We start from the raw sequence: 21,203 nt of genomic DNA on the forward strand, positions 1-21,203 counted from the left end.
TGGTTTATACAGCAAACCATTGGTTTATTTAATAAAATTAGCATGGAGAATAATAAAAAATGATTCAAGAGAGTTGTTAATAAATTGTGATGTGAGTTAGGGTTTTAAAAAGGTATTTTTCAGTTATAAAAATAAAAGTAAAATATTATCAATATAAAACAATTGGTTATGGAAGTTTTAAAATAAGAGCATTTTGATGACAACGTGAATAGAAATGATTGTAAATGGGTGACTAATTGTCATTCATAGCGGTTATTTGGTTTACCTGATGAAATTGATAAGTACGCCAGCAATAATGAAAAGAACCTCCAGCGAAAAAATGCGTCATTTTTATTAAATTTTTAAGGGCAAAATTCGGAAATGGCAGTGGTTATCAAAAAAGCAACGAAGGTATTTCTTTAATAATGAGCCTTATGGCAGAATGAAATTCACTTTTCTTAACGGATAACAGAGATGAAACTAGCGCTGGTCGGTTCCGGGAAAATAATTATGTCGGCTCTCGATGCCTTAATACAGGTGCAGGGGATAGAGCTAGTCGCACTGTGTGTTCGGGCGGAAAGTATTGAAAAGGGACAGGCTATTTGCCAACAATTTGGTATAGCAAAGTTGTATACTGACTACCAAAAATTGTTACAAGACCCTGATGTTGAGGTGATATACATAGGTTTGCCAAACCATTTGCATTATCAGTATACCTTCGATGCATTAATGGCTGACAAACATGTGGTATGCGAAAAACCGTTTACACCAAATTGGCAACAGTTGCAGGTGTTAATTTCCATTTCACAGACTAGAGGGCTTTTTTTGTTTGAAGCCATTACCTCTATTCATACCCCTGAATTTCACTTTATCAGACAACATATTGGTAAAATCGGTGAAATCAAAGTGATTCACGGTAATTATTCCCAATATTCAAGTCGATATAATGATTACTTGCAAGGCCGAGTTCATGCTGCATTTGACCCACTGCAAGCCGGCGGTGCACTCTATGACATTAATCTTTATAACATTTATTTATTATCTGCCTTGATGGGAGCACCCGATAATAGCCACTATATTTGTAATAAAGGGTTTAATGGAATTGATACATCAGGGGTATTAACGGCCCATTTTGGGCGTTCAGTTGCATCGTGTGTGGGGGCGAAAGATTCGGCGAGCCCCGGTTACTTTATTATTCAAGGTACCAAAGGGTATATATGTATCAAGGGAGCCCCAAGCCTTTGTCAGTCAGTTGAGGTTTGTATTGGCGGGGAGATATCCAGCGTATCTCGGGATGCAGCTATCAACCATATGGTCTATGAGTTTGCATTTTTTCGTGAGCAAATTGCCACTAAAAACTATGCTAAATGTAATGAATTACTTGAATTAGCATTAATTGTCTCAAAAATATTGCATCAATCACGAGACGATGTGGGGCTGGTATTTGGATCATAAAGACATTGGCAGCGCGATGGCTGCCATAATCTGTCAATTTAAAATGAATATAAAGATGCGACTGATTTTCCAAGTTTTTCAGCAAGCTCTGATGCCGCATATCTATCCATGACCACTTCAATATAGGCCGCATGCTTTGATAGTTCGGCCTGTTTAATTGCATTGTCTAATTCATCGCAATGGGTAACACGCTGACAATACCAATCTTTGCAGCCTAGTGCTGCAGGGAGTTGGGCATAATTCCATTGGGGTAAGTCGTTATAATAGGCTTCAGGGTTTTTACACAAAAGTCGCTCAATTAAATAGCCATCATTATTCAGGACAAAAATAATGGGTTTTAAGCCAAAGCGGGCAAACTGGCTAATCTCTTGGGCAGTGAGTTGGTGAGAACCTTCTCCAGTCACTAAAATAACTCGCTTCTGTGGCTCTGCAATTGCTGCACCAAAGGCCGCGGGGGTGGCCCAGCCGATAGAACCCCACAATGTTTGGTTATGAAATTGTGCATTTTCAGGTAATAAAGCAAAACCTAACCCCATGGAGGCAGTCCCAGTCTCTGCAACAATAATATCGTCCTGACGGAACATTTTTTCTAGGCGAGGGTACAAATATGAGGCGGTAATTTGGCCATTTTCACCTTGCTGAGGGGATCCTAATCCTTGAGCTTTGAGCCCAACATGGTTAAGTGAGGGCGCAAATTCTTTTAATTTATCTAACACATCTTTCATCAATACATTCGGGTAGATAGCGGAACCCACTTTCACATGGTCAGAAAGAATGTTAATACAGCTTTCAGGGTTAATATTTGCGGTGAAGCTGCCGGAGTTGAAGTCTGTTAATACCGCGCCAATACCCATGACACAGTCACAGCTTTCGACGTACTCCCTAACCTCTGGATTCATCAGTTTGCCGTTATAAATCCCCATATATTGAGAGTTAGATTCGCTTACTACCCCTTTATCCATAAACATAGTGGCGTAAGGTAGGCCCGTTTTTTCAATAATCGCTTGAACATCAGCGGCTAAGCCGAAGCGTGCGGTTAAAATCCCAGGAATAATACAGGCTTTTGTACTCGATGTGAGCTTTTCGACAATAGCTGTAACGGCAGCTGATAATGACTCGCTATGACTTTTAATTATAGTGATAGTTTCAGGTGTTTTGTCTGTTTTAATTGGCATGATAGCGTAGTCAGAAGGGAAACCTAAATAAACCGGTCGAGATCCTTGTAAAGCGGTCGTAATTAAACGTTCTGTTTCGGCAATACAGTTTTCAGGCGTTAAAATAGCGTGAGCACAGCTTAAATGTTGGCTCATTTGATAAAACACATCAAAGTCACCATTTCCTAGGGTGTGGTGAACTAAACGGTGGTTTTTTTGAACTCCACTTGCTGGCATGCCAACAAGATGAAAAAGGGGAAGATGCTCGGCATAAGCGCCGGCAATACCATTTAAAGCACTGAGTTCGCCGACACCAAAAGTCGTTGATAATGCTGCTGCACCTTTCACGCGGGCATAGCCATCCGCAGCATATGAGGCATTGAGTTCATTGCAGTTGCCAATCCAGCGCATATTTTCACTTTCACATACGGCATCTTCAATCGGGAATGCGTAGTCACCAGCAACACCAAAAATATCGTGAATACCGATTTGGTAAAGTCTATCTAATACGTATTCGATAACAGTCTTGTTTATCATGCTGATCTCCAATAATTGCATAGCCAATAATTCTAAGTTGAATTATTTTTATCGTTTATTATGCTTTAAAGGAAATCACTTAAACTCATTCTATCTATAACTAAAAATTATAGGGGGCGAAATGGACATTCGTTCATTACGTTATTTTGTTGAAGTTGTGCAGCTCAATGGTTTTAGCCGTGCGGCAGAAAGTTTATTTGTTACGCAACCAGCGATTAGCCGCAGTATTAAAAAACTAGAAGATGAGCTTGGCTATACGTTACTGACTAGGGAAGTCGATGGCGTTAAGTTAACAGAGGAGGGGGATATTTTATTGGCTCATGCGAAGCAAATCCTTTCTCAATTTGGGAATATGAAAAAAGCGTTACTGGAAAGGTCTGGTCCTATATCTGGGGTGCTACCCGTGGGGTTACCACCCGTGATAGCATCGACCTATTTTGCTGATATTATTATGGCTTTTAGCCAACGTTATCCACAGGTGGAACTGAAAATTCTTGAATTGGGTACGCGAAAAATGCGTGAGGCAATGTTAAATGGCGACGTTGAAACTGCCGCTGTGATGTTACCTTTTGCAGATGAGCGCTTTGAAGTACACCCTTTTTCAACGGACCGATTAATGCTCTTGGTTAGTAACCAACATCCACTATCAATACGTGAATTTGTTAAATTTAGTGAAATAGTCGATGAGCCTTTTATTTTCTTTTCTGATGATTTTCTAATTAATGAACTTGTTGTCAGTGCTTGTGGTATTTATGGTAAAAAACCCACTATTTCTGGGCGCAGTAGCCATTTAGATTTGGTGACCGCTATGGTAAGAGCTGGGGTAGGGATAACGCTACTTCCAGATAGTATGTGGAAAAACACCAGCTCAGTGGGGTTGTCCGTTATTCCCGTTATTGAGCCAATACTGGCTTACGACATTGCTTTAGCGACAGTAAAAAATCACCACCAAAGCCGTCGTGCACAAGCATGGCATGATTTGGCTTTGGATATGTTAAGAATAAGGGAAGTATGAGTGAGGCTTGCATAAAATTTGATACCAATCAGGTATTTTCTTATGAAGCCTTCACTTTTTGTCAGTCATTACGGATAAAATAGAATAAGCCCAAACACAGCAAAGGTGGCAAGGTGCATCCAGCCTTGGATGGGGGATGTTCTCTGGCCATTAAATGAAAGCATAGTCAGTAACATGGTGATTGCGAATAAAACAATTTCTGCGCTAGAAACCCCCATGATGACTTGTTTACCAGTAATAATGCCGATAATTAATACTGCTGGCACAGTCAAACCCACCGTTGAGACAAATGCACCTTGGCAAAGGTTTATCGCTCGTTGCATTTCATTATTCATTGCCGCTTTTACAGCTGTGATCGATTCAGGCGTAAATACGATAATCGCGATCAGGACACCACCGACTGCTGCTGGTGCTCCTAAAGCCTCAATTCCGTAATCAGTTACGATAGCTAAGTAATGCGCAAGTAACACTATAGGGAGTATCAGCCCAATTAATACACAAGAGCGAATGATAATGGCTTTTTTGTTTGACTCAGAGTGGTTATCTTTATTTTCGACATTATTGTCTGCTAAAACATGGTTAGTTGAAACGAATTGTTCTGGGACATTCATCAGCCCTTTAGGAGGCTGAATAAAAAACCGGCGATGGCCTCGCATTTGCATCCACAAAAAAGCCCCATAGATGAGTATAGTAATACCCGAAATACCAATGGCTTGCGTATAGGAGTACTCCCCTTGGCTAGAGGTGTAATTTGGTAGTATTAACGCTAAACCTGTCAGTAATACGATCATTGAAAGATAACTGTTCGCACCTTGCGTATTATATTCTTGTTCACCATTTCTAGCTGAACCTGCGAGTAAGCAGATACCTACGACGAGGTTCATGATAATCATCATCACTGCGAATATTGAATCACGCCCAATGGTTGGAAAATCACCAGGTCCTAGTAGGACTGAAGCAATAAGAATTACTTCAATTAAGACAATCGATAAAGTCAGGATCAGTGTTCCGTATGGTTCACCCAATTGTTCAGCAAGATGGTCAGCTTCTTTAACGACACCGAAGGAAGCGGTTAGTATTGTAATGAACAACAGTAGAAAAACCCAAGTTGCACTAAATGCTGAAAGGCTGTCATTAAGTAATGTTTCGCCACTTAAGATAAAGAAAATGACGACTAACCAAGAGCCAATTAACCGAGCCCAAGTCGTTAATGGGATGAGCGGACTATTGAAACGGAAGTGCCCCATAATATTTTTCCTTAAGAAGAAAGGGCCGTCCCTGTTGCTGATACGTACTTGAGGTCGTCCTCAAGCCGATAGAATGTAAATTAACGGTTACTATAGCACTCATCGATTATCTTGCAACCCTTGCTTGCTCAATGATAAACATTCATTTATTAATGAAATGCGGGTAGGGTCTAAGTGTTGATTTGGATTTAAACTTTTCTTTAATAAACAAAGATTATTAAAGTTCAAAAATAATTACATAAGAAATTATTTTTGATTTAAATCACATATACAAAATATTATTCATACATTAATAAATTAAAGGCGCTATTGTTAAATAAATGAAAATGAATTGTTTGTTTTATTTGGCGGGGTGACAAATGAGCGCAGTAAAATATGACTATATTATTGTCGGTGCAGGTTCTGCTGGTTGTGTTCTGGCTGCTCGGTTGATCCAAGAGACGCAATCTAGAGTATTACTTATCGAAGCGGGTGGTAGCGATAACCATTTGTTTATTCGTATGCCAGCAGGTGTAGCGAAAATTATCGCCCAAAAAAGCTGGCCTTATGAAACTGAGCCAGAGCCTCACGCTAATAACCGTAAAATGCAAATTGCTCAAGGCAAAGTGCTGGGGGGAAGCAGCTCTGTCAACGGAATGATCTATATTCGAGGCCAAAAACAAGATTATGATAATTGGGCTCTAAATTACGGATGTGAAGGTTGGGGATACTCGGATGTATTGCCATGGTTTAAAAAAGCAGAGAATAATGAAAGCTTAACAGGGGAATACCATGGGACAGAAGGCCCACTTCCGGTTAGTGAAAACAGATATCGGCACCCATTATCAATGGCATTTATTCGTGCAGCACAAGAGCATGGCCTTCCTTATGTCAATGACCTTAACGGAGAAAGCCAGCAAGGAACAAGCTTTTACCAAACCACAACGCATAATGGAGAAAGAGCCAGTACGTCGAAAACCTATTTAAAATCAGTGGAAAAGAGTGACAAATTGACATTAAAGCTTGGCACTCAAGTGAACCGTATAATCATTCGTGATGGCCGCGCGATTGGTGTTGCCTATCAAGGGAAAAATGGCCATGAAGTTGAGGCATTCGCCAGTTGCGAAGTATTGGTCTGTTCTGGTGCGATGGGCTCTGCAAAATTATTGATGCTATCAGGGATCGGACCTGAAGAGCACTTGTCTTCGTTGGGGATCCATACTCATGTGAATCTACCTGTTGGCAAAAATTTTCATGACCACCTGCATATGTCAATTAACGTCACGACTAAGCAGCCAATAAGTTTATTCGGTGCGGACCAAGGCTTAAATGCGATTAAACATGGGGTAGAGTGGATGGCATTTCGCAGCGGATTACTCGCATCTAATGTTCTAGAAGGTGCTGCATTTAAAGATAGCTGCAATCAAGGTCGTCCTGATGTACAAATTCACTTTTTACCTATTTTAGATAGTTGGGATGATGTTCCTGGTGAGCCACTGCCCGCTACCCACGGTTTTTCTTTAAAGGTCGGGTATTTACAACCTAAGTCTCGTGGTGAAATTTTATTACGCAGCACAGACCCACAAGCACCGCTAAAAATTCACGCTAATTACCTTGCATCACCAGAAGACATGGAAGGCTGCAAGCGTGCAGTTAAATTTGGTCTGGAAGTATTGGATTCCGCTTCATTACAAGCAGTAAGCAAAGAGGTTTTAATGCCGCCCGCTTCTGTACGTCATGATGAAGCTCAACTTGAAGAGTTTGTCCGAAATTTTTGTAAAACGGTTTACCATCCTGTGGGAACTTGCCGTATGGGAACGGATACCACAACGTCAGTGACTGACTTACGGCTACGAGTGCATGGTATTGATAATTTACGTGTAGTGGACTGTTCTGTGATGCCTGAAATTCCAAGTGGAAACACCAATGCACCAACGATCATGATTGCAGAACGCGCAGCAGCAATGATTATAGAAGATAGGAACGCAAATTAGCCTTGTGATGGGGCAACATAGGAAAAACAGCATAAAACCAAGGCAACCGCCTGAACTTTATGCTGTTTCAATACACTTATGGTACTTAGAGCGAACTAATGTTAGGTTATGTGTTATACAGTAAACCATTATTTTTATTTTATTGATTTATAATATCTTTATATTTAATGATTTATTTTGTATTCAAGGGTATGTACATTTAATTAAATCTATCAAATAAAGCAGCATTTTTTTGTTAAAATTAAATAAACTATTACTGATATTCAACTTTTAATATTCCAGTAGCCTTAAATAAGCCTAGTTCAATTTCTTTTCCTTCATGAAATACGGGTGTCGCAGTTAATACTGGCTGTGTTTGATAAGTGAAATTACGGTATTCATTAGGTAATAAAAGTGTATTATCTGCTTGAATTTTTAGACCTAAATTAGGGTTGGATGTTTCAACTAAATCAGTATTAAAGCCAGCACTAGAGCTTTCAAGCTTTAATTTAAGATTTGGATTACTGGATGATTTATTTCCGCAATCCAAATGATAGTCAATATTTTTTGTATAGCGTTCACTGGTAAACTTATTTAGATTTATTTCACCAAATGAGACCTCAATAGGTTGCCCAGGGCCATTTTCACCATATACATCACAAGTGCTTTCAATAACATCTACCTTAATTGTTAATGTATAGGTTTCTGCAATACAAAATCCACTAAAAAAAATAATTAGTGTGTTCGTGAGTATTGCAAATAGTAAAAGTAATCTTTCTTTTATTATTTGAATTAAGAATATCATAATTATTTATACTCCAATAAATAAATTAAGTAATTTAAATTTATTTTTATTAATTAATTACAACAGATAAAATAGCATTTCCAACCCTCGAACCTGGTTCAGGATTTCCCAATGCAGATAGAGTTGAGCTAATGGAGAATGGTAAGTTAGTATTTTTTTTAATCTCGGTTTGAACTAAATTATTTGACATGCACTTTCCTGAGACACATACATCTAATTGGCTTTCTACACCATGTAATAAATCAATTTTATTTTCAGGTAAAAATTGGAATGTGGCGCTCATATCGCCAGTGCATGATATACTTCCGTCAATTTTTGCAATATTTCCATTTATATTATTTGAATTGACATTACCATGAGATATAGTTAATGGCATAGATACATTGCAAGAAGGCAATACAGGGATTTCAGGGACATTAACTGAACAGGTTGTTCCTACAGTTTTGTCATTCACAATTATTTGTAAACAGGTATCTGCATAACCTGTTACAGATGCTGAATAATCGAAGAAATTGATATATCTAACATTAAACTGCCCAAATTTCACGCCAAAATCAGGTAGCACCTCACTACAGTGCTTAGGTGTGTTTCGTGTGACTGAATAGTATTTAACTACACCTAGATTATATATACTACTAAACCCAGATAGTAGAGTAATATCTGGTGTTGCCATAGATTGTATAGAGCCTGTCGATGAGCGACCAGTTGCAATAACTGTGATATTACACTCAGTATTTGTGCTGTTTTTGGTCTCATCTGGAATATACAAAAAATAAGGGCCTAACGTTTTTGGTATAACATTGTATGCATCACTAATTAGTGGATGCTTTATACTTGTTGTATATATACTGTTAGGATTTAATGGGCTTGCATTAGCTTTACTATTAATTATGAATAGTAAAGTTAGCATTAATATTTTTATAAGATAAATGTTTTTATTTTTTAGCATTACGCTATTACCTATCAATTTTTATAAATTATTATTGCGATGCTATGACGTTAATCATATAGCATTTCAAAAGCAATTAATGCAGAAAAAGCACCTGGTATGAGTGGGCCGGACGTTCTGATAGCTGAGACATAATAAGTTAAGTTATTTTGGCCTGATGCAATTAACGTTGGGTTACTTTCTTTACCTATTGGTAATATTTTCCCTGCTGAATTTGCTACTTGCAACCCAAAGCCGTATGCTCCATTGACTCGAATAATACTCGAATATTCAGGTTCACTTACTGCTAAAAATTTAACTTTGACCGCAGGCTGTGTGCTACTCCATACCGTTTTTCCAGTTTGGAAATTTTGAAGCTCACTTTGAACTTGCAGGCAATTTAACAACTCAATTTGGAATGGAATAGGCTGCATCACTTGCTCAGAAGAATTTAAATCACTGAATGATATATTTCCTAGTGAGATTGATTGGTTAGTAGATTTCATGGCTAATTCGCATGGATTTTCAGTTAAAGAACCTGAAACATGAATGACTCCATGCTGTCCATCAACCTCCCAACCATCTGTAGGCCTAAACAGATTATTATTGCCAGCAGTTGCTGGCAATACTGTGGCTAAGCAAAGTGAAATGACCACATGTTTTGAACGTAGCCAGTGGTATATTCTTAAGCTCATAAATATGTCCTCATTTAGCTTTATATTCCTTTGCTATTTATTTAATGATCTTTTTTAGTAACAGAGCAGATTGTATTTTTACAATCAAAGACTAATTTTGGACGACCACCATAGTCATTAATATAAGTAATTACGGGGGTGTTACCTAGTTGCTCATTTGTCATTCCAATATTGATTTCACTAAAGGGTGCAATCATAATTGGAGTAAATTCTTTTGCATCTGTATTTTCATGAGCCCCTGCATTAATTATTGTGATATAATAAGGTGTTGGGTTTTTAACAAAAACAACACTTCCTTTTCTCTCAAGCTGCATTTTTTCTTGCCATGGTGCACTGTTTTGCTGTGGTGCAATTGCTTCTGGGCGGTAAAATAATTTTATTTTTGTTTGTAATGCAATCTGTAAAGTATTTGGTTTATCACTCTTCGGTGGGATCTCTCGCATATTAAAATAGAATAATGATTCTCTATCCTGAGGTAAATTTTTTATATCAGGTAAAGCTTCAATTTTCATTTGGCTAGATTTCCCTGGTTCTAATCGTTGAACCGGTGGTAATACAATCAATGGTGATGTTATTTTTTTACTTTCTTCATTTTCAATCCAACCTTGAGCAAGATAAGGAAGTTGCTTATTATTATTGTTAATATTTAAAGAGATTGACTTGTTCTCTCCATCAAAGATAACTCTTGTTCTATCTAATGATACTGCAGCCTCTGAAAAACCACTTAGGGCTAATGACCCTAAAAAAACATTTGTTAATATTTTTTTGATATTCACTTGGTTATTACCTTTATACATTAATTTCATCTATTTAAATTAAATAATTATTTGTTTGTTTTTTTTACTACCTAGTTACAAGGAAGTAATAAATTGTCTTGAATTTCTCGATTCATTAATTCAGAAGGAAAAGTTATTTCACATGACATATTTTTACCCCATGTTATATTCATTGTTTCTGAAGGATGAACACCACTAATATAAGTATTACCTAAATCGCCTACAATCCCGACATTTTGTTTTTTATGGTTTGTTACTTGGGCCCCTAATGGTGGATGAGAACCATCAGTAAGTACGATAACAGCCATAACTTTTTGACCTGAAATAACTGAAAATGAGCGATATCCAATGGCACCTTCAGTCAATGTTGCTTGAATAACGGATTGTTGGGCGTCAATGTCATCAGGCAGTTTATTTAAATCAATCTGTGCTTTATTTCGATAGTAACTACTGACATCTGAAATAACTGCTTTCCCAAATCGGTTTGATTCAACAGGAACGCCAATACCGCGAATTGTAATATTTGAAACATTATCAGTATCAACTAATATACGAGCTCCACCAAGATTATTTATTCTATGGGCAACAATACCTTTTCCTGTCAAAGTCAAACCACCAGAAGTGGAAAGACCAAAAGCACTATATTGGTTATTTACATGATTCGCATTTGCTGACCAGCGAGCGCTATCTCCTTGATGTGAAATAAAAGCACTTGCAGTTCCTCCTTTTCGATTTGCGCCCGCACTGACTTGATAATTTGTTCTATCATCCAATCTGTCATAATAAGAAACACGATTGGTCGTATCATAGCGGCTTGTATTCATCGAATAACCGACATTCGCCCCGTTACTTAGTGGGAAAGATAGTGATACATAAGCGCTATCATCTGTCACACCGTTATAAAAACTGCGATTTGCAGATAAACTAATACTCATGTTTTTTATTGGGCCAATATCCATATATTTGGACAGCATTAGACTGTAATAGTCATTATCTTTTTTGTCCCAATACGTCTGATGGTTATAATTTAAATATAATGATAATCCTATATCCTGGAAGTTTTTATTGACTGATATGGTGTATAGCTCTTTACTCCCATAATTACGTAGTCCTGTTTTTTGGGTATTTAAGAATTCACTCATACTCATATAACTTCGTTCTGAAAAACGATAACCAGCGAACTGTATTTGGCTATCGAATTCTTCAAATCGTTTAGAATAGTTTATTCGGTATGAGCTCCCACTTAATGTTCCTTCACCGGGTAAACGGGCAATAGACTGAGTAATATCAAATGAAAGAGCACCGAATGCGAGCAAATCTCGCCCAAATCCCATTGATAACGCATTATAATTTTGGCTATTTAAACTACCGCCAATTAAAGACCAACCATTGCTTATACCCCAAGAAAATTCACCTGTAATGAAATTTTCCCCTTCACTTTGGCGATCAATATTCGTTGGCTGACCTAGTGCAAATTTATATTGAACTTGTCCAGGTCTTGTTAGATATGGCAAGTTTGCAGTATCAACTTGAAATTCTTGAATAGAGCCATCTTGCTCTTTTATGGCAACATTTAGCGTTCCGGTTATAGCATCACTTAAATTTTGGATACGAAAAGGGCCTGGCGCAACTTGAGTTTCATATAATATCCGTCCTTGCTGCATGACTGTCACTGTAGCATTACTTTGTGCTATTCCTGTTATTTCAGGGGCGTATCCACGTAAGTTTGGTGGCATCATGCTTAATTCAGATTGTAAACTGGCACCGATAAATCTAAAACCATCAAAAATATTTGAGGACAAATAGTCTTCACCCAGTACGAGTTTAGCCTTTAATTCAGATAGAGCTCGGTAGGCATAAAAACGATCCCATGTGAAATCAGATTGATCACGTCCTTGGCTTCCTGTTGTATGGTTATAACGACTTTGCCAATCCGCTCGAAACCGCCAAGCACCTAAATTGATACCAGCGACGCCATTACTATTCACTGAAGATGAATTCGCTCCTCCGTTATAGGAATTGGTGGAATTAGCATTTACATTATAATCAATAAGCAAGGCTGATATTCCATTGTCCCAGCGAGAAGGGGGATCCCAGTTTTCTGATGTGTATTCTAGGTATGCTTGAGGAATACTGACATATAAAGATGACGTAGCTAAATCACCGCGCAGTAGTAATCCTGGCAAGCTATCCTCACTAAGGCATTGCCCTTCATGCCACCATGTTAATTTTTTTTGCGACTCTGAAGTAAGCCCTAGCAGCTTAACTATTTCAGGAGATAAACAAGGCTGGCTATCTTCAGGATCATGCTCACCAGAATAATAGGGGATGTTAATATCAGATATTTGTTCATTATTAATTTTTAAAGTGAAATTATAAACCCCGGGCATAATATAACCGGCGCGAGAGAATTGGTTTAAATCAATGTTATTTTTGTCTTCTAAATCTAAAACATCAGTATTGAATTCAATATAATTATTCGCATTGGTCGTTAAAGTCACACAACTGACTGTTAACCCAATAAGAATACTTAACAATTTTAATTTTGGTGTGTAAATAGGTAACGAAGACATAAAAACATTCCTAAAATATAGCAATAATTTATTTATTATTTAGTAATAATCCAGTTTAAAACGGATTGATGTCTGATACTGTCCAGCACGTAACGGTGTGTCATTTGAAACAACTTTTAACTGATAATTCAAAATATATTTCCCAGGTTTTATACTTTTCGGTAATGTTTTTTTTCCTGGGTAAATATATTCTCCATTCGATTCAGTTAATAATAATGCTATCCCTTGTGCAGAACCCGATACCGAAAAAAAATCCCCATTAACAGGCCCATCAAATGAAACTTCAAATGTTTTCCAAAGTTCGCCTGTATAAGATGTTAGCCTGCAACCAATTAATGTAATAAAAAAATCCTGTGCCTGTCCTTGCCCTTCTTGCTGTATTAATGATAGTGGCAATATACCCATATCAATGGATTGTTCATAAGAACCAGTATCAATACTACACGCTGTATCCATAATGCTACCTTGCATTATCAAATCCATTGAATTCTTTGCAAAAGCACATTTAAAAAAGGGTAATAGTAAGAAAAAACACAATGACAAAATAGTTTCTTTTTTCTTTGTTATCATATTATAACCATTAAAATATACACCACGAGATTTATTAATCTCGTGGTGAGATAGCATTTTATAAAAAAATTATTTAATTATATGCTAATGTAAAGTTAGTAACTGCTTGGAATTTTCCTGGTGTTACTGGAATAACTTTGCTTTGTGCATCAACTAGCTGAAGTCCAATTAATGATGCTTGGAATTTTAATGTATTATTTCCTTCAACATAATTTTGTTTTGCGCTAGAGTTAACTTTAATCTGAGTACCTGATGAGTTCATGATCTTCACTGCGGCACCAGTAGCATCACCTGTAATCTGTAAATAGCCTGTATTTTTCCCTGCTTCAGTTCCTTTGAAAGTGACAGCAACTTGATTATCACCTTTCAGGTTACAGCCTTCTAATTTAATCTGGAACGGCTGCGCTGATGATTCACCACCATTATCTAAAGTTACATTAGATACTTGGCCTAATGGAACCTCTTGATTCTCTTCACCGGGAGCAATAGAGCATGGTGAGTCAATAATAGAACCAGAAAATGTTACCGTACCACTCCCTGCATCAACAGCTAAAGCAGATGCACTCATTAAACCAGAAATCATAGTTGCTAAAATAATTTTTTTCATTTTTTCCTCAAACGATAAGTATAGGTATACATATAAATATTTATATGCATCTTTTAAATAAATATATTTAAATGGATTAATAAAAATAAATTGTATCAGAGGCTGATATCTTATTTCTTAAAGAAATTACATCATCCGAAGGGGATTTTTGAACTTCTGCAATAATAAGCTTAATAACTCTTTCAAATGGACAGTCGAGTGCTACGCTTAAATTAAATAACATATCAATACTAATTTTATTTATTCCACGTTCATAACGTGACATTTGTTGCTGTGAAACATTCACTTTCTTGGCTAGGTCACAAGCTGTAATACCATTCTCTTTGCGTATTTTTCTTATAACTAATCCACAGTAAATAGAAAATAGATTATCTTGTGTTTCATATTTGGATATGACTCTATTAACTTTACTCATAATTAATAAAAAGTTCTCAGTTTAATAATTCAATAATTTATTTTACTCTTATGTATTCCCCTTAAGTGCTTACAATTATAATGAGTAGATTTTTTTAAATCAAACCACTAGAAAGAATCAAGTCTAATTAACAGCTTATATTTACATTTTTTACAATTCAGTTGTTTTACTTATCTAACAATAAGTTATAAACATTCAAAGTTTTTAACAATTTTTTTAAAATCAAATTTAGAAGTTAGCTTGTTAGTTTATTAGGCTTGGTTTGACATGAAAAAAAGTATTTTTATCTGAAATTAACAAATTTTAATAAATCCTCTTAAATTGTAACAGAATAACTTGATTTCAATCAAAAACACACACATAAGGAGTGATTATGCAATTTGAAAAATGAAAGACTTTATAAAAAAATCAATAAAATCAAATGATTAATCAACACTCTCATTTGGAGTAAAAATCTACAAAAAAATACAATTAAATCATTATAGTAGCTAGCAGAGATGATGTGTGATTTCTTTTCATTACATCAATAGCCTTACTTATCTAAATATTTATACCTCCATAGCCGAGACACTATAGGGTTCTATCTGCTTAAATTTTTTGTTATGGGCTCTTCTCGCTTACTTCATATCTAGTTAGAGAGTTACTGCAGAGTAGTAAACAAGTACGGATATGTGTCGTTTTTTACCATAATGTTTTATTTTAAGATATGACTTAGGGCGGTCACTAGTCTGATATTTTTTAACTTGGTTTTGTTAGCCTGTAAATTCAAATTGTTATGAAAGTAAGCTAGATTCTATTTATTTAGAAAGAGAAGGAGAACCAATAGTGAGTTTTTATGATATAACAGGAGAGAAAACAGCATAGTATTATATTTATAAATTAAATATTATGCTGTTTTTTGATTAATGATATTTTTTAGTTGGGTGTAAATCTAAAATATAGGCTACACATTAAACAAGAAGTTGAGTACATCGCCGTCTTTAACGATATAATCTTTACCTTCAGCGCGCATTTTGCCTGCTTCTTTTGCGCCTTGCTCACCACGGTATTGGATAAAATCATCAAATGCGATAGTTTGCGCGCGAATGAAGCCTTTTTCGAAGTCTGTGTGGATCTTACCTGCAGCTTGTGGAGCCGTAGCGCCAACAGGGATAGTCCATGCACGAACTTCTTTAACGCCCGCAGTAAAGTAAGTTTGTAAGTTTAATAGCTCATATCCAGCACGAATAACACGGTTCAGTCCCGGTTCCTCGATGCCTAAATCTGCCATAAACTCATCACGCTCTTCATCTTCAAGCTCTGCGATGTCAGACTCGATTGCTGCACAAACGGGCACGACGACAGAACCTTCAGCTGCAGCAATTTTATAAACCACATCTAAGAATGGGTTATTTTCAAAGCCATCTTCATTAACGTTAGCAATGTACATCGTTGGCTTTAATGTTAAGAAGCTCAAATAGCGGATCGCTGCTTTATCTTCACTAGATAAATCTAATGTGCGTAACATGCCTGCTTGCTCTAAGTGCGGCAGGCATTTTTCTAATGCTTCTAATTCCGCTTTTGCGTCTTTGTCGCCGCCTTTTGCACGTTTTTGGACGCGATGGATAGCGCGTTCACAGGTATCAAGGTCTGCGAGTGCTAATTCCGTGTTAATCACATCAATATCTTCGGCAGGGTCAACTTGGCCTGCAACGTGAATGATATTGTCGTTTTCAAAACAACGAACGACATGGCCAATGGCTTCGGTTTCACGGATATTCGTTAAAAATTGGTTACCTAGGCCTTCACCTTTGGATGCACCTTTCACTAAGCCCGCAATATCCACGAACTCCATAGTCGTTGGTAAAATACGCTGTGGCTTCACAATCTCAGCTAATTGATCAAGACGTGGGTCTGGCATTGGCACAACACCCGTGTTTGGTTCAATCGTACAGAAAGGGAAGTTGGCTGCTTCGATGCCGGCTTTGGTCAATGCATTAAATAGGGTGGATTTACCCACGTTAGGCAGACCAACGATACCGCATTTAAAACCCATATGTTTCTCACCTTAATAGCAAGGGGCAGCCACGCGCTGCACCCAATGTTTAGAAATTGGCGCTGATTATACACAAAAAGTTGATTCGGATGAAATGAACTCTTATGTGGTTGCTTTAAAACCATGCAGACGGTTGATGGCTTTGTCCATACCATCTGCTAGAAGAATATCTGTACACCTAGCCGCTTCATCAATTGCATCATCAATTAATTTTTGTTCAGATAAAGGCGGTTTACCCAAAACAAAACCAACGACTTTATTTTTATCACCCGGATGGCCAATACCAATGCGTAAACGATAAAAATTTGGGTTATTGGCGAATTTACTTTGAATATCTTTCAGCCCATTATGGCCGCCATTACTGCCACCTAACTTCATTTTAGCCACACCAGGTGGTAAATCGAGCTCATCATGGGCGACTAAAATTTCATCGAGATTGATGCGATAAAAATTGGCTATAGCGGCAACAGATTTACCACTTAAGTTCATAAATGTGGTTGGAACTAGCAGGCGAATATCGTTACCGTTCATATTAATGCGAGCGGTATAACCAAAAAATTTAGCTTCTTCTTTCAATGGCTGGTTATGGCGCTCAGCCAGTAAATCAACATACCATGCACCTGCATTATGGCGCGTTTGTGCATATTCAGCACCCGGATTGGCAAGTCCAACAATTAACTTAATTTTGCTCACGGTGGTGATTTCACTATCAGTTATGAAAATAATGCCCTAGTTTACCTTGTGAGATGCAGGATGTACAAAATTGTGATAGATAAAGTCACTGGGATTATAATTGCCAGATAAACTATTCGGGTTTACTGATTTTTTGATAAAAAGCACTTTTTGTACAGATATTCTTGCTAACTTCCTTCCTTGTGATGTCTATCGCAAAAAATTTTACTTAATGCACTATAATCATTACATAAATATAAAGTATGACCGAATTTATTTACACATGCTTGCTTATCAGTTTACTGGTACTGGAGGTATATATGAAACGGAAAAGCGCTCATCTTCTTGGTAATGTCTTCATGGGAATCGGAATGGTGTTGATGATCGGGAGTATCGGTGTCAACTTATTCTCTCATATCGTTAACTTAGGCCTTTCAGAACTTATCACTAATGGTTCCTTATTCGGTATTTTTATCGGTGCGATGGTATGGTTAGTCGGTGCTAGGATCGGCGGCCGTGAAAAAGTTGCAGACCGTTACTGGCAGTTAAAACAACATTATCATTCACGTAGAGATAATCACCGTTATCCATAAATAGCCTAAAGCAATTAATTGCTGATAATGGTGAACGAGTTTGATAATTAGGCATTAAGAGGAGTAAAATTCATGAGAATTTTGCTCTTCTGTCGTGAATATTGTGAGTTATTTTAAATGGTTATTTTTATGCCATGATATGCTGAAAATTATCAATTGGCTGGCTATAAAGTATAAAAATAGGTATTTACGGGGGGTACCCTCTACAATCATAAAGCCCCTGCAAATGACATTGCAGGGGCTTATATTTTTATTGCGACTTTTTCATCACGGTTGAACGCTAAAACCCAATACTAGAGAATTAGTGCTCAAACATTGCTGAAATTGACTCTTCGTTGCTGATACGACGGATAGCTTCAGCTAACATACCTGAAAGCGTTAAGGTACGAACATTGCTCAGCGCCTTAATTTCAGGAGAAAGAGGGATAGTGTCACAAACAATGACTTCATCAATGACTGAATTTTTGATGTTGTCTACAGCATTACCTGAGAAAATCGGGTGTGTTGCGTATGCAAATACACGTTTAGCACCACGTTCTTTCAGTGCTTCAGCTGCTTTACACAGAGTACCACCGGTATCAATCATATCGTCCACTAAGATGCAATCACGACCTGAAACATCGCCAATGATATGCATAACTTGAGAAACGTTCGCACGTGGGCGGCGTTTGTCAATAATGGCCATATCAGTGTCATTCAGGAGTTTTGCGATAGCTCTAGCACGTACCACGCCGCCGATGTCTGGAGATACAACGATTGGGTTTTCCAAGTTCTTCTGTAACATATCTTCCAGAAGAATAGGGCTACCAAATACATTATCCACAGGAACATCAAAGAAGCCCTGGATCTGCTCTGCGTGTAAATCGACTGTGAGCACACGGTCTACACCTACACTTGACAGAAAATCGGCAACAACTTTAGCGGTGATTGGTACACGGGCAGAACGTACGCGACGATCCTGTCTTGCATAACCGAAGTAAGGGATAACAGCGGTAATACGACCAGCAGATGCACGGCGTAGCGCATCGACCATAACAACCAGTTCCATCAGGTTATCATTGGTTGGTGCACAAGTTGACTGAATGATAAAAATATCACCACCGCGAACATTTTCATTAATTTGAACACTGACTTCGCCGTCGCTAAAACGACCAACAGCCGCGTCTCCAAGATTAGTGTAAAGGCGGTTAGCAACACGTTGTGCTAGTTCCGGTGTAGCGTTACCAGCAAAAAGCTTCATATCGGGCACGAGAAAAACCTCAGGCTTGCGTCCAGAGAGATATTGTTGACCAATAGCGACAAGGCTTATTGGTGCAATACACGGGTTATCCCAGCGCGGAACTTGTGCAGTGGGGAAACGTTAACGCCTTGAGCGACGAACCCTTGCACCCACGATGGGGCTTTATTTAACACCTGCAGGGCATCCGCTTGTGTTTCAAATTCAGAAAAAACACATGCGCCTGTTCCTGTAAGGCGAGACGGAGCATATTCTAACAGCCAAGAAACAAGCTGTTCAACCTCACGAAAACGTTTTCTTGCGATTGGTTCGCAGTCATTTGCGTACGGAGCCAGTAATAATGCGGCTAGGGAGCGTTTTGGAGAATTTCGATTTAATTGTGGATCTGTGAAGATCATCGGGGTTGATATTTCAATTCCGGGATGAGCGACCAGATACCATTTCTCTTTAGGGGAAGCTTTGGTTAAAATATCACCAACCCCTTCAGCGAAAGCGGCATGCCCACGAACAAACACAGGGACATCTGCACCTAATGATGCGCCTAATTCTGCAAGGACTTCATCAGAAACCTGTGTGTTCCAATGTTCGTTAAGCGCAATTAAGGTGGTTGCTGCGTTTGATGAGCCCCCGCCAATACCACCGCCCATGGGTAATATTTTATGGATACGGATATCAGCACCTAATGGGCCACTGTGATGTAAGGTCTCGCGGCAATAGGACTGTAATAATTTAGCAGCCCGTAAAATTAGGTTTTTCTCGGGGGGAACCCCTTGCATTTCAGTCAATAAATTCAGTTGGTCGTCATCACGTGTTGTCATGGTGATTTCATCGCCATAATCAACAAATTGAAATAGAGTTTGTAACTCATGGTAGCCATCAGGGCGTTGACCTGTGATGTACAAAAAAAGATTTAATTTTGCCGGAGAAGGCCATGTTAACGTCATTTCTTCAGTGTCCAACTATCCATTTTTAATTTAATAAGCCTGTCCCCTTGGCGTAACTCGAGGTAGTTCGGCAGCATAGGTGCCGTTTTGCTGTCATAGGAAATATAGTTGAGTTGCCATGTTTCACCATTACTTTCAAATGTGACACTTTTTAGCAGATGATTTTCATCTAAGGTGAAGTCAGTTGCACGCCCAGGTGAGCCAGTTAACCAAGCAGTGAGGTCATCAATTGGAATTTCCATACCAGTGAGCTGATAAATAAGTTCACTTGGTACGTCACTCATATGGGTTTGGCCATCTTTAGTGGTTAGTCGAGCTAAATCAGGTTCAACGGTCAGTTCAAGTTCGCGGGAGCCTAACGGATTAGTTAACAATAAACGGTATTTTTCTGGCGTATATTGTTGCCAGAAAAACTTAGCGTACGTTTTTGTCTCTCCTCCGTTATAGGCAAAGGAGCCACGGGTTTGGTAGTCACGTAACTGACTTAATTCTTGTTGATGTGCTTTCCACTTAGCATCGGATGCAGAGCCAGTTCCTTTAGTGGTTGTTTGTGACGTTGTCACGCAAGCGGTTAGCAAGACGCATGAAAGTGGCAATAGGCGAAAAAAGTGCTTATTTATGTGCATAAAGGATAAAGCTTGAGTTAATTGCATATCAAATCTCAAAGTTGTATTGGGCGCTGATAGCAGTCTCTATTGAGTTACTTGCATTTAAAGTTTAGTTTAGCGCGTTAAGGCTATCTGAGCCATCTATTACACTCGATCTATTGTACTCGATGATATACCTAGCCAATAAAAATCTGTAAGTGATTTACAGTTTGTATACAAATAACCTGTTTGTATACAAATGACATGGTGTATTGATGGGGGGAATGGTTTCCTAAAGATCCCTAAAGATGGTGTTAGGCCAATCTGATTTTGGCTAATGGGGGGCAACGTTATCAGGGGAAACCTCATTAGTCACCATTTGCTTTCTGTGCGAAATAATTGCATCCTCTATGCATCTTATTGCAGT

Annotated in this window: 19 protein-coding genes; 4 read left to right on the forward strand and 15 right to left on the reverse strand. The window is 38.0% G+C overall.

Annotation, left to right across the window (positions count from 1 at the left end; genetic code table 11):
* Nucleotides 1-453 precede the first annotated feature (453 nt).
* Nucleotides 454-1,434, forward strand: coding sequence for a Gfo/Idh/MocA family protein (locus PSF67_RS04840; RefSeq protein ID WP_272676587.1), 981 nt, complete (start codon nt 454-456; stop codon nt 1,432-1,434).
* A 38-nt stretch (nt 1,435-1,472) separates the two neighbouring features.
* Here the strand turns inward: PSF67_RS04840 and PSF67_RS04845 are convergent, their stop codons facing one another.
* A complete protein-coding gene (locus PSF67_RS04845; RefSeq protein ID WP_231068367.1) occupies nt 1,473-3,122 on the reverse strand; it encodes an alpha-keto acid decarboxylase family protein in 1,650 nt (549 codons plus the stop codon).
* 124 nt (nt 3,123-3,246) lie between these two features.
* On the opposite strand from PSF67_RS04845, the gene PSF67_RS04850 reads away from it, so the two are divergent.
* On the forward strand, nt 3,247-4,140 hold the full coding sequence (locus tag PSF67_RS04850) for a LysR family transcriptional regulator (protein WP_206276836.1): 894 nt from the start codon (nt 3,247-3,249) through the stop codon (nt 4,138-4,140).
* 68 nt (nt 4,141-4,208) lie between these two features.
* Here the strand turns inward: PSF67_RS04850 and PSF67_RS04855 are convergent, their stop codons facing one another.
* Nucleotides 4,209-5,387: a calcium:proton antiporter gene (locus PSF67_RS04855; protein ID WP_166265158.1), complete on the reverse strand. Its 1,179-nt coding sequence runs from the start codon at nt 5,385-5,387 to the stop codon at nt 4,209-4,211.
* Nucleotides 5,388-5,746: 359 nt separating this feature from the next.
* Here PSF67_RS04855 and PSF67_RS04860 point away from each other — a divergent pair, with 359 nt between their 5' ends.
* A complete protein-coding gene (locus PSF67_RS04860; protein ID WP_210848126.1) occupies nt 5,747-7,360 on the forward strand; it encodes a GMC family oxidoreductase in 1,614 nt (537 codons plus the stop codon).
* A 253-nt stretch (nt 7,361-7,613) separates the two neighbouring features.
* Here the strand turns inward: PSF67_RS04860 and PSF67_RS04865 are convergent, their stop codons facing one another.
* The 10 genes from PSF67_RS04865 to pth form a co-directional block, all read right to left on the reverse strand.
* Nucleotides 7,614-8,144 (reverse strand): fimbrial protein, encoded by a 531-nt coding sequence (locus PSF67_RS04865; protein WP_102139637.1) that lies wholly within the window; start codon nt 8,142-8,144, stop codon nt 7,614-7,616.
* A gap of 49 nt (nt 8,145-8,193) precedes the next feature.
* Entirely contained in the window at nt 8,194-9,093 is a 900-nt protein-coding gene (locus PSF67_RS04870) for a hypothetical protein (RefSeq protein WP_272676588.1), read from the reverse strand.
* Nucleotides 9,094-9,143: 50 nt separating this feature from the next.
* Entirely contained in the window at nt 9,144-9,767 is a 624-nt protein-coding gene (locus PSF67_RS04875; protein WP_272676589.1) for a fimbrial protein, read from the reverse strand.
* 41 nt (nt 9,768-9,808) lie between these two features.
* On the reverse strand, nt 9,809-10,564 hold the full coding sequence (locus PSF67_RS04880; RefSeq protein ID WP_272676590.1) for a fimbria/pilus periplasmic chaperone: 756 nt from the start codon (nt 10,562-10,564) through the stop codon (nt 9,809-9,811).
* Between the two features lie 50 nt (nt 10,565-10,614).
* The gene (locus tag PSF67_RS04885; protein WP_272676591.1) at nt 10,615-13,116 is read right to left on the reverse strand and encodes an outer membrane usher protein; all 2,502 of its coding nucleotides are present in this window, start codon (nt 13,114-13,116) and stop codon (nt 10,615-10,617) included.
* Nucleotides 13,117-13,155: 39 nt separating this feature from the next.
* Nucleotides 13,156-13,686, reverse strand: coding sequence for a fimbrial protein (locus PSF67_RS04890; RefSeq protein ID WP_272676592.1), 531 nt, complete (start codon nt 13,684-13,686; stop codon nt 13,156-13,158).
* Nucleotides 13,687-13,759: 73 nt separating this feature from the next.
* Nucleotides 13,760-14,293: a fimbrial protein gene (locus PSF67_RS04895; RefSeq protein ID WP_166265140.1), complete on the reverse strand. Its 534-nt coding sequence runs from the start codon at nt 14,291-14,293 to the stop codon at nt 13,760-13,762.
* Between the two features lie 76 nt (nt 14,294-14,369).
* Complete coding sequence (locus PSF67_RS04900; RefSeq protein WP_166265137.1) at nt 14,370-14,708, reverse strand: helix-turn-helix domain-containing protein; 339 nt, start codon at nt 14,706-14,708, stop codon at nt 14,370-14,372.
* 943 nt (nt 14,709-15,651) lie between these two features.
* Entirely contained in the window at nt 15,652-16,743 is a 1,092-nt protein-coding gene (gene ychF / locus PSF67_RS04905; protein ID WP_166265134.1) for a redox-regulated ATPase YchF, read from the reverse strand.
* Between the two features lie 102 nt (nt 16,744-16,845).
* Complete coding sequence (gene pth, locus PSF67_RS04910; RefSeq protein WP_102140447.1) at nt 16,846-17,436, reverse strand: aminoacyl-tRNA hydrolase; 591 nt, start codon at nt 17,434-17,436, stop codon at nt 16,846-16,848.
* A 299-nt stretch (nt 17,437-17,735) separates the two neighbouring features.
* Here pth and ychH point away from each other — a divergent pair, with 299 nt between their 5' ends.
* Nucleotides 17,736-18,008, forward strand: a complete 273-nt coding sequence (ychH, locus tag PSF67_RS04915; RefSeq protein WP_102140448.1) for a stress-induced protein YchH — start codon at nt 17,736-17,738, stop codon at nt 18,006-18,008.
* Between the two features lie 301 nt (nt 18,009-18,309).
* Here the strand turns inward: ychH and prs are convergent, their stop codons facing one another.
* Genes prs through lolB form a run of 3 tightly spaced genes read right to left on the reverse strand, consistent with a single transcriptional unit; the run spans nt 18,310 to nt 20,842 of the window.
* The gene (prs, locus tag PSF67_RS04920) at nt 18,310-19,257 is read right to left on the reverse strand and encodes a ribose-phosphate diphosphokinase (RefSeq protein WP_004910604.1); all 948 of its coding nucleotides are present in this window, start codon (nt 19,255-19,257) and stop codon (nt 18,310-18,312) included.
* 56 nt (nt 19,258-19,313) lie between these two features.
* Nucleotides 19,314-20,189: a 4-(cytidine 5'-diphospho)-2-C-methyl-D-erythritol kinase gene (gene ispE, locus PSF67_RS04925; protein WP_102140467.1), complete on the reverse strand. Its 876-nt coding sequence runs from the start codon at nt 20,187-20,189 to the stop codon at nt 19,314-19,316.
* Nucleotides 20,186-20,842, reverse strand: a complete 657-nt coding sequence (gene lolB / locus PSF67_RS04930) for a lipoprotein insertase outer membrane protein LolB (RefSeq protein WP_395349597.1) — start codon at nt 20,840-20,842, stop codon at nt 20,186-20,188. The genes ispE and lolB overlap by 4 nt, the downstream gene beginning before the upstream one ends.
* Nucleotides 20,843-21,203 lie beyond the last annotated feature (361 nt).

The organism is Providencia sp. PROV076, assembly GCF_028483405.1.
GTDB lineage: Bacteria > Pseudomonadota > Gammaproteobacteria > Enterobacterales > Enterobacteriaceae > Providencia > Providencia huaxiensis.

Coding starts and splice junctions, on each gene's coding strand:
- PSF67_RS04890 (WP_272676592.1), bottom strand. CDS start 13,686: ATGATAACAAAGAAAAAAGAAACTATTTTGTCATTGTGTTTTTTCTTA.
- PSF67_RS04895 (WP_166265140.1), bottom strand. CDS start 14,293: ATGAAAAAAATTATTTTAGCAACTATGATTTCTGGTTTAATGAGTGCA.
- PSF67_RS04875 (WP_272676589.1), bottom strand. CDS start 9,767: ATGAGCTTAAGAATATACCACTGGCTACGTTCAAAACATGTGGTCATT.
- PSF67_RS04865 (WP_102139637.1), bottom strand. CDS start 8,144: ATGATATTCTTAATTCAAATAATAAAAGAAAGATTACTTTTACTATTT.
- lolB (WP_395349597.1), bottom strand. CDS start 20,842: ATGCAATTAACTCAAGCTTTATCCTTTATGCACATAAATAAGCACTTT.
- ychF (WP_166265134.1), bottom strand. CDS start 16,743: ATGGGTTTTAAATGCGGTATCGTTGGTCTGCCTAACGTGGGTAAATCC.
- PSF67_RS04880 (WP_272676590.1), bottom strand. CDS start 10,564: ATGTATAAAGGTAATAACCAAGTGAATATCAAAAAAATATTAACAAAT.
- PSF67_RS04885 (WP_272676591.1), bottom strand. CDS start 13,116: ATGTCTTCGTTACCTATTTACACACCAAAATTAAAATTGTTAAGTATT.
- PSF67_RS04870 (WP_272676588.1), bottom strand. CDS start 9,093: ATGCTAAAAAATAAAAACATTTATCTTATAAAAATATTAATGCTAACT.
- PSF67_RS04855 (WP_166265158.1), bottom strand. CDS start 5,387: ATGGGGCACTTCCGTTTCAATAGTCCGCTCATCCCATTAACGACTTGG.
- PSF67_RS04840 (WP_272676587.1), top strand. CDS start 454: ATGAAACTAGCGCTGGTCGGTTCCGGGAAAATAATTATGTCGGCTCTC.
- ychH (WP_102140448.1), top strand. CDS start 17,736: ATGAAACGGAAAAGCGCTCATCTTCTTGGTAATGTCTTCATGGGAATC.
- PSF67_RS04860 (WP_210848126.1), top strand. CDS start 5,747: ATGAGCGCAGTAAAATATGACTATATTATTGTCGGTGCAGGTTCTGCT.
- PSF67_RS04900 (WP_166265137.1), bottom strand. CDS start 14,708: ATGAGTAAAGTTAATAGAGTCATATCCAAATATGAAACACAAGATAAT.
- PSF67_RS04850 (WP_206276836.1), top strand. CDS start 3,247: ATGGACATTCGTTCATTACGTTATTTTGTTGAAGTTGTGCAGCTCAAT.
- ispE (WP_102140467.1), bottom strand. CDS start 20,189: ATGACGTTAACATGGCCTTCTCCGGCAAAATTAAATCTTTTTTTGTAC.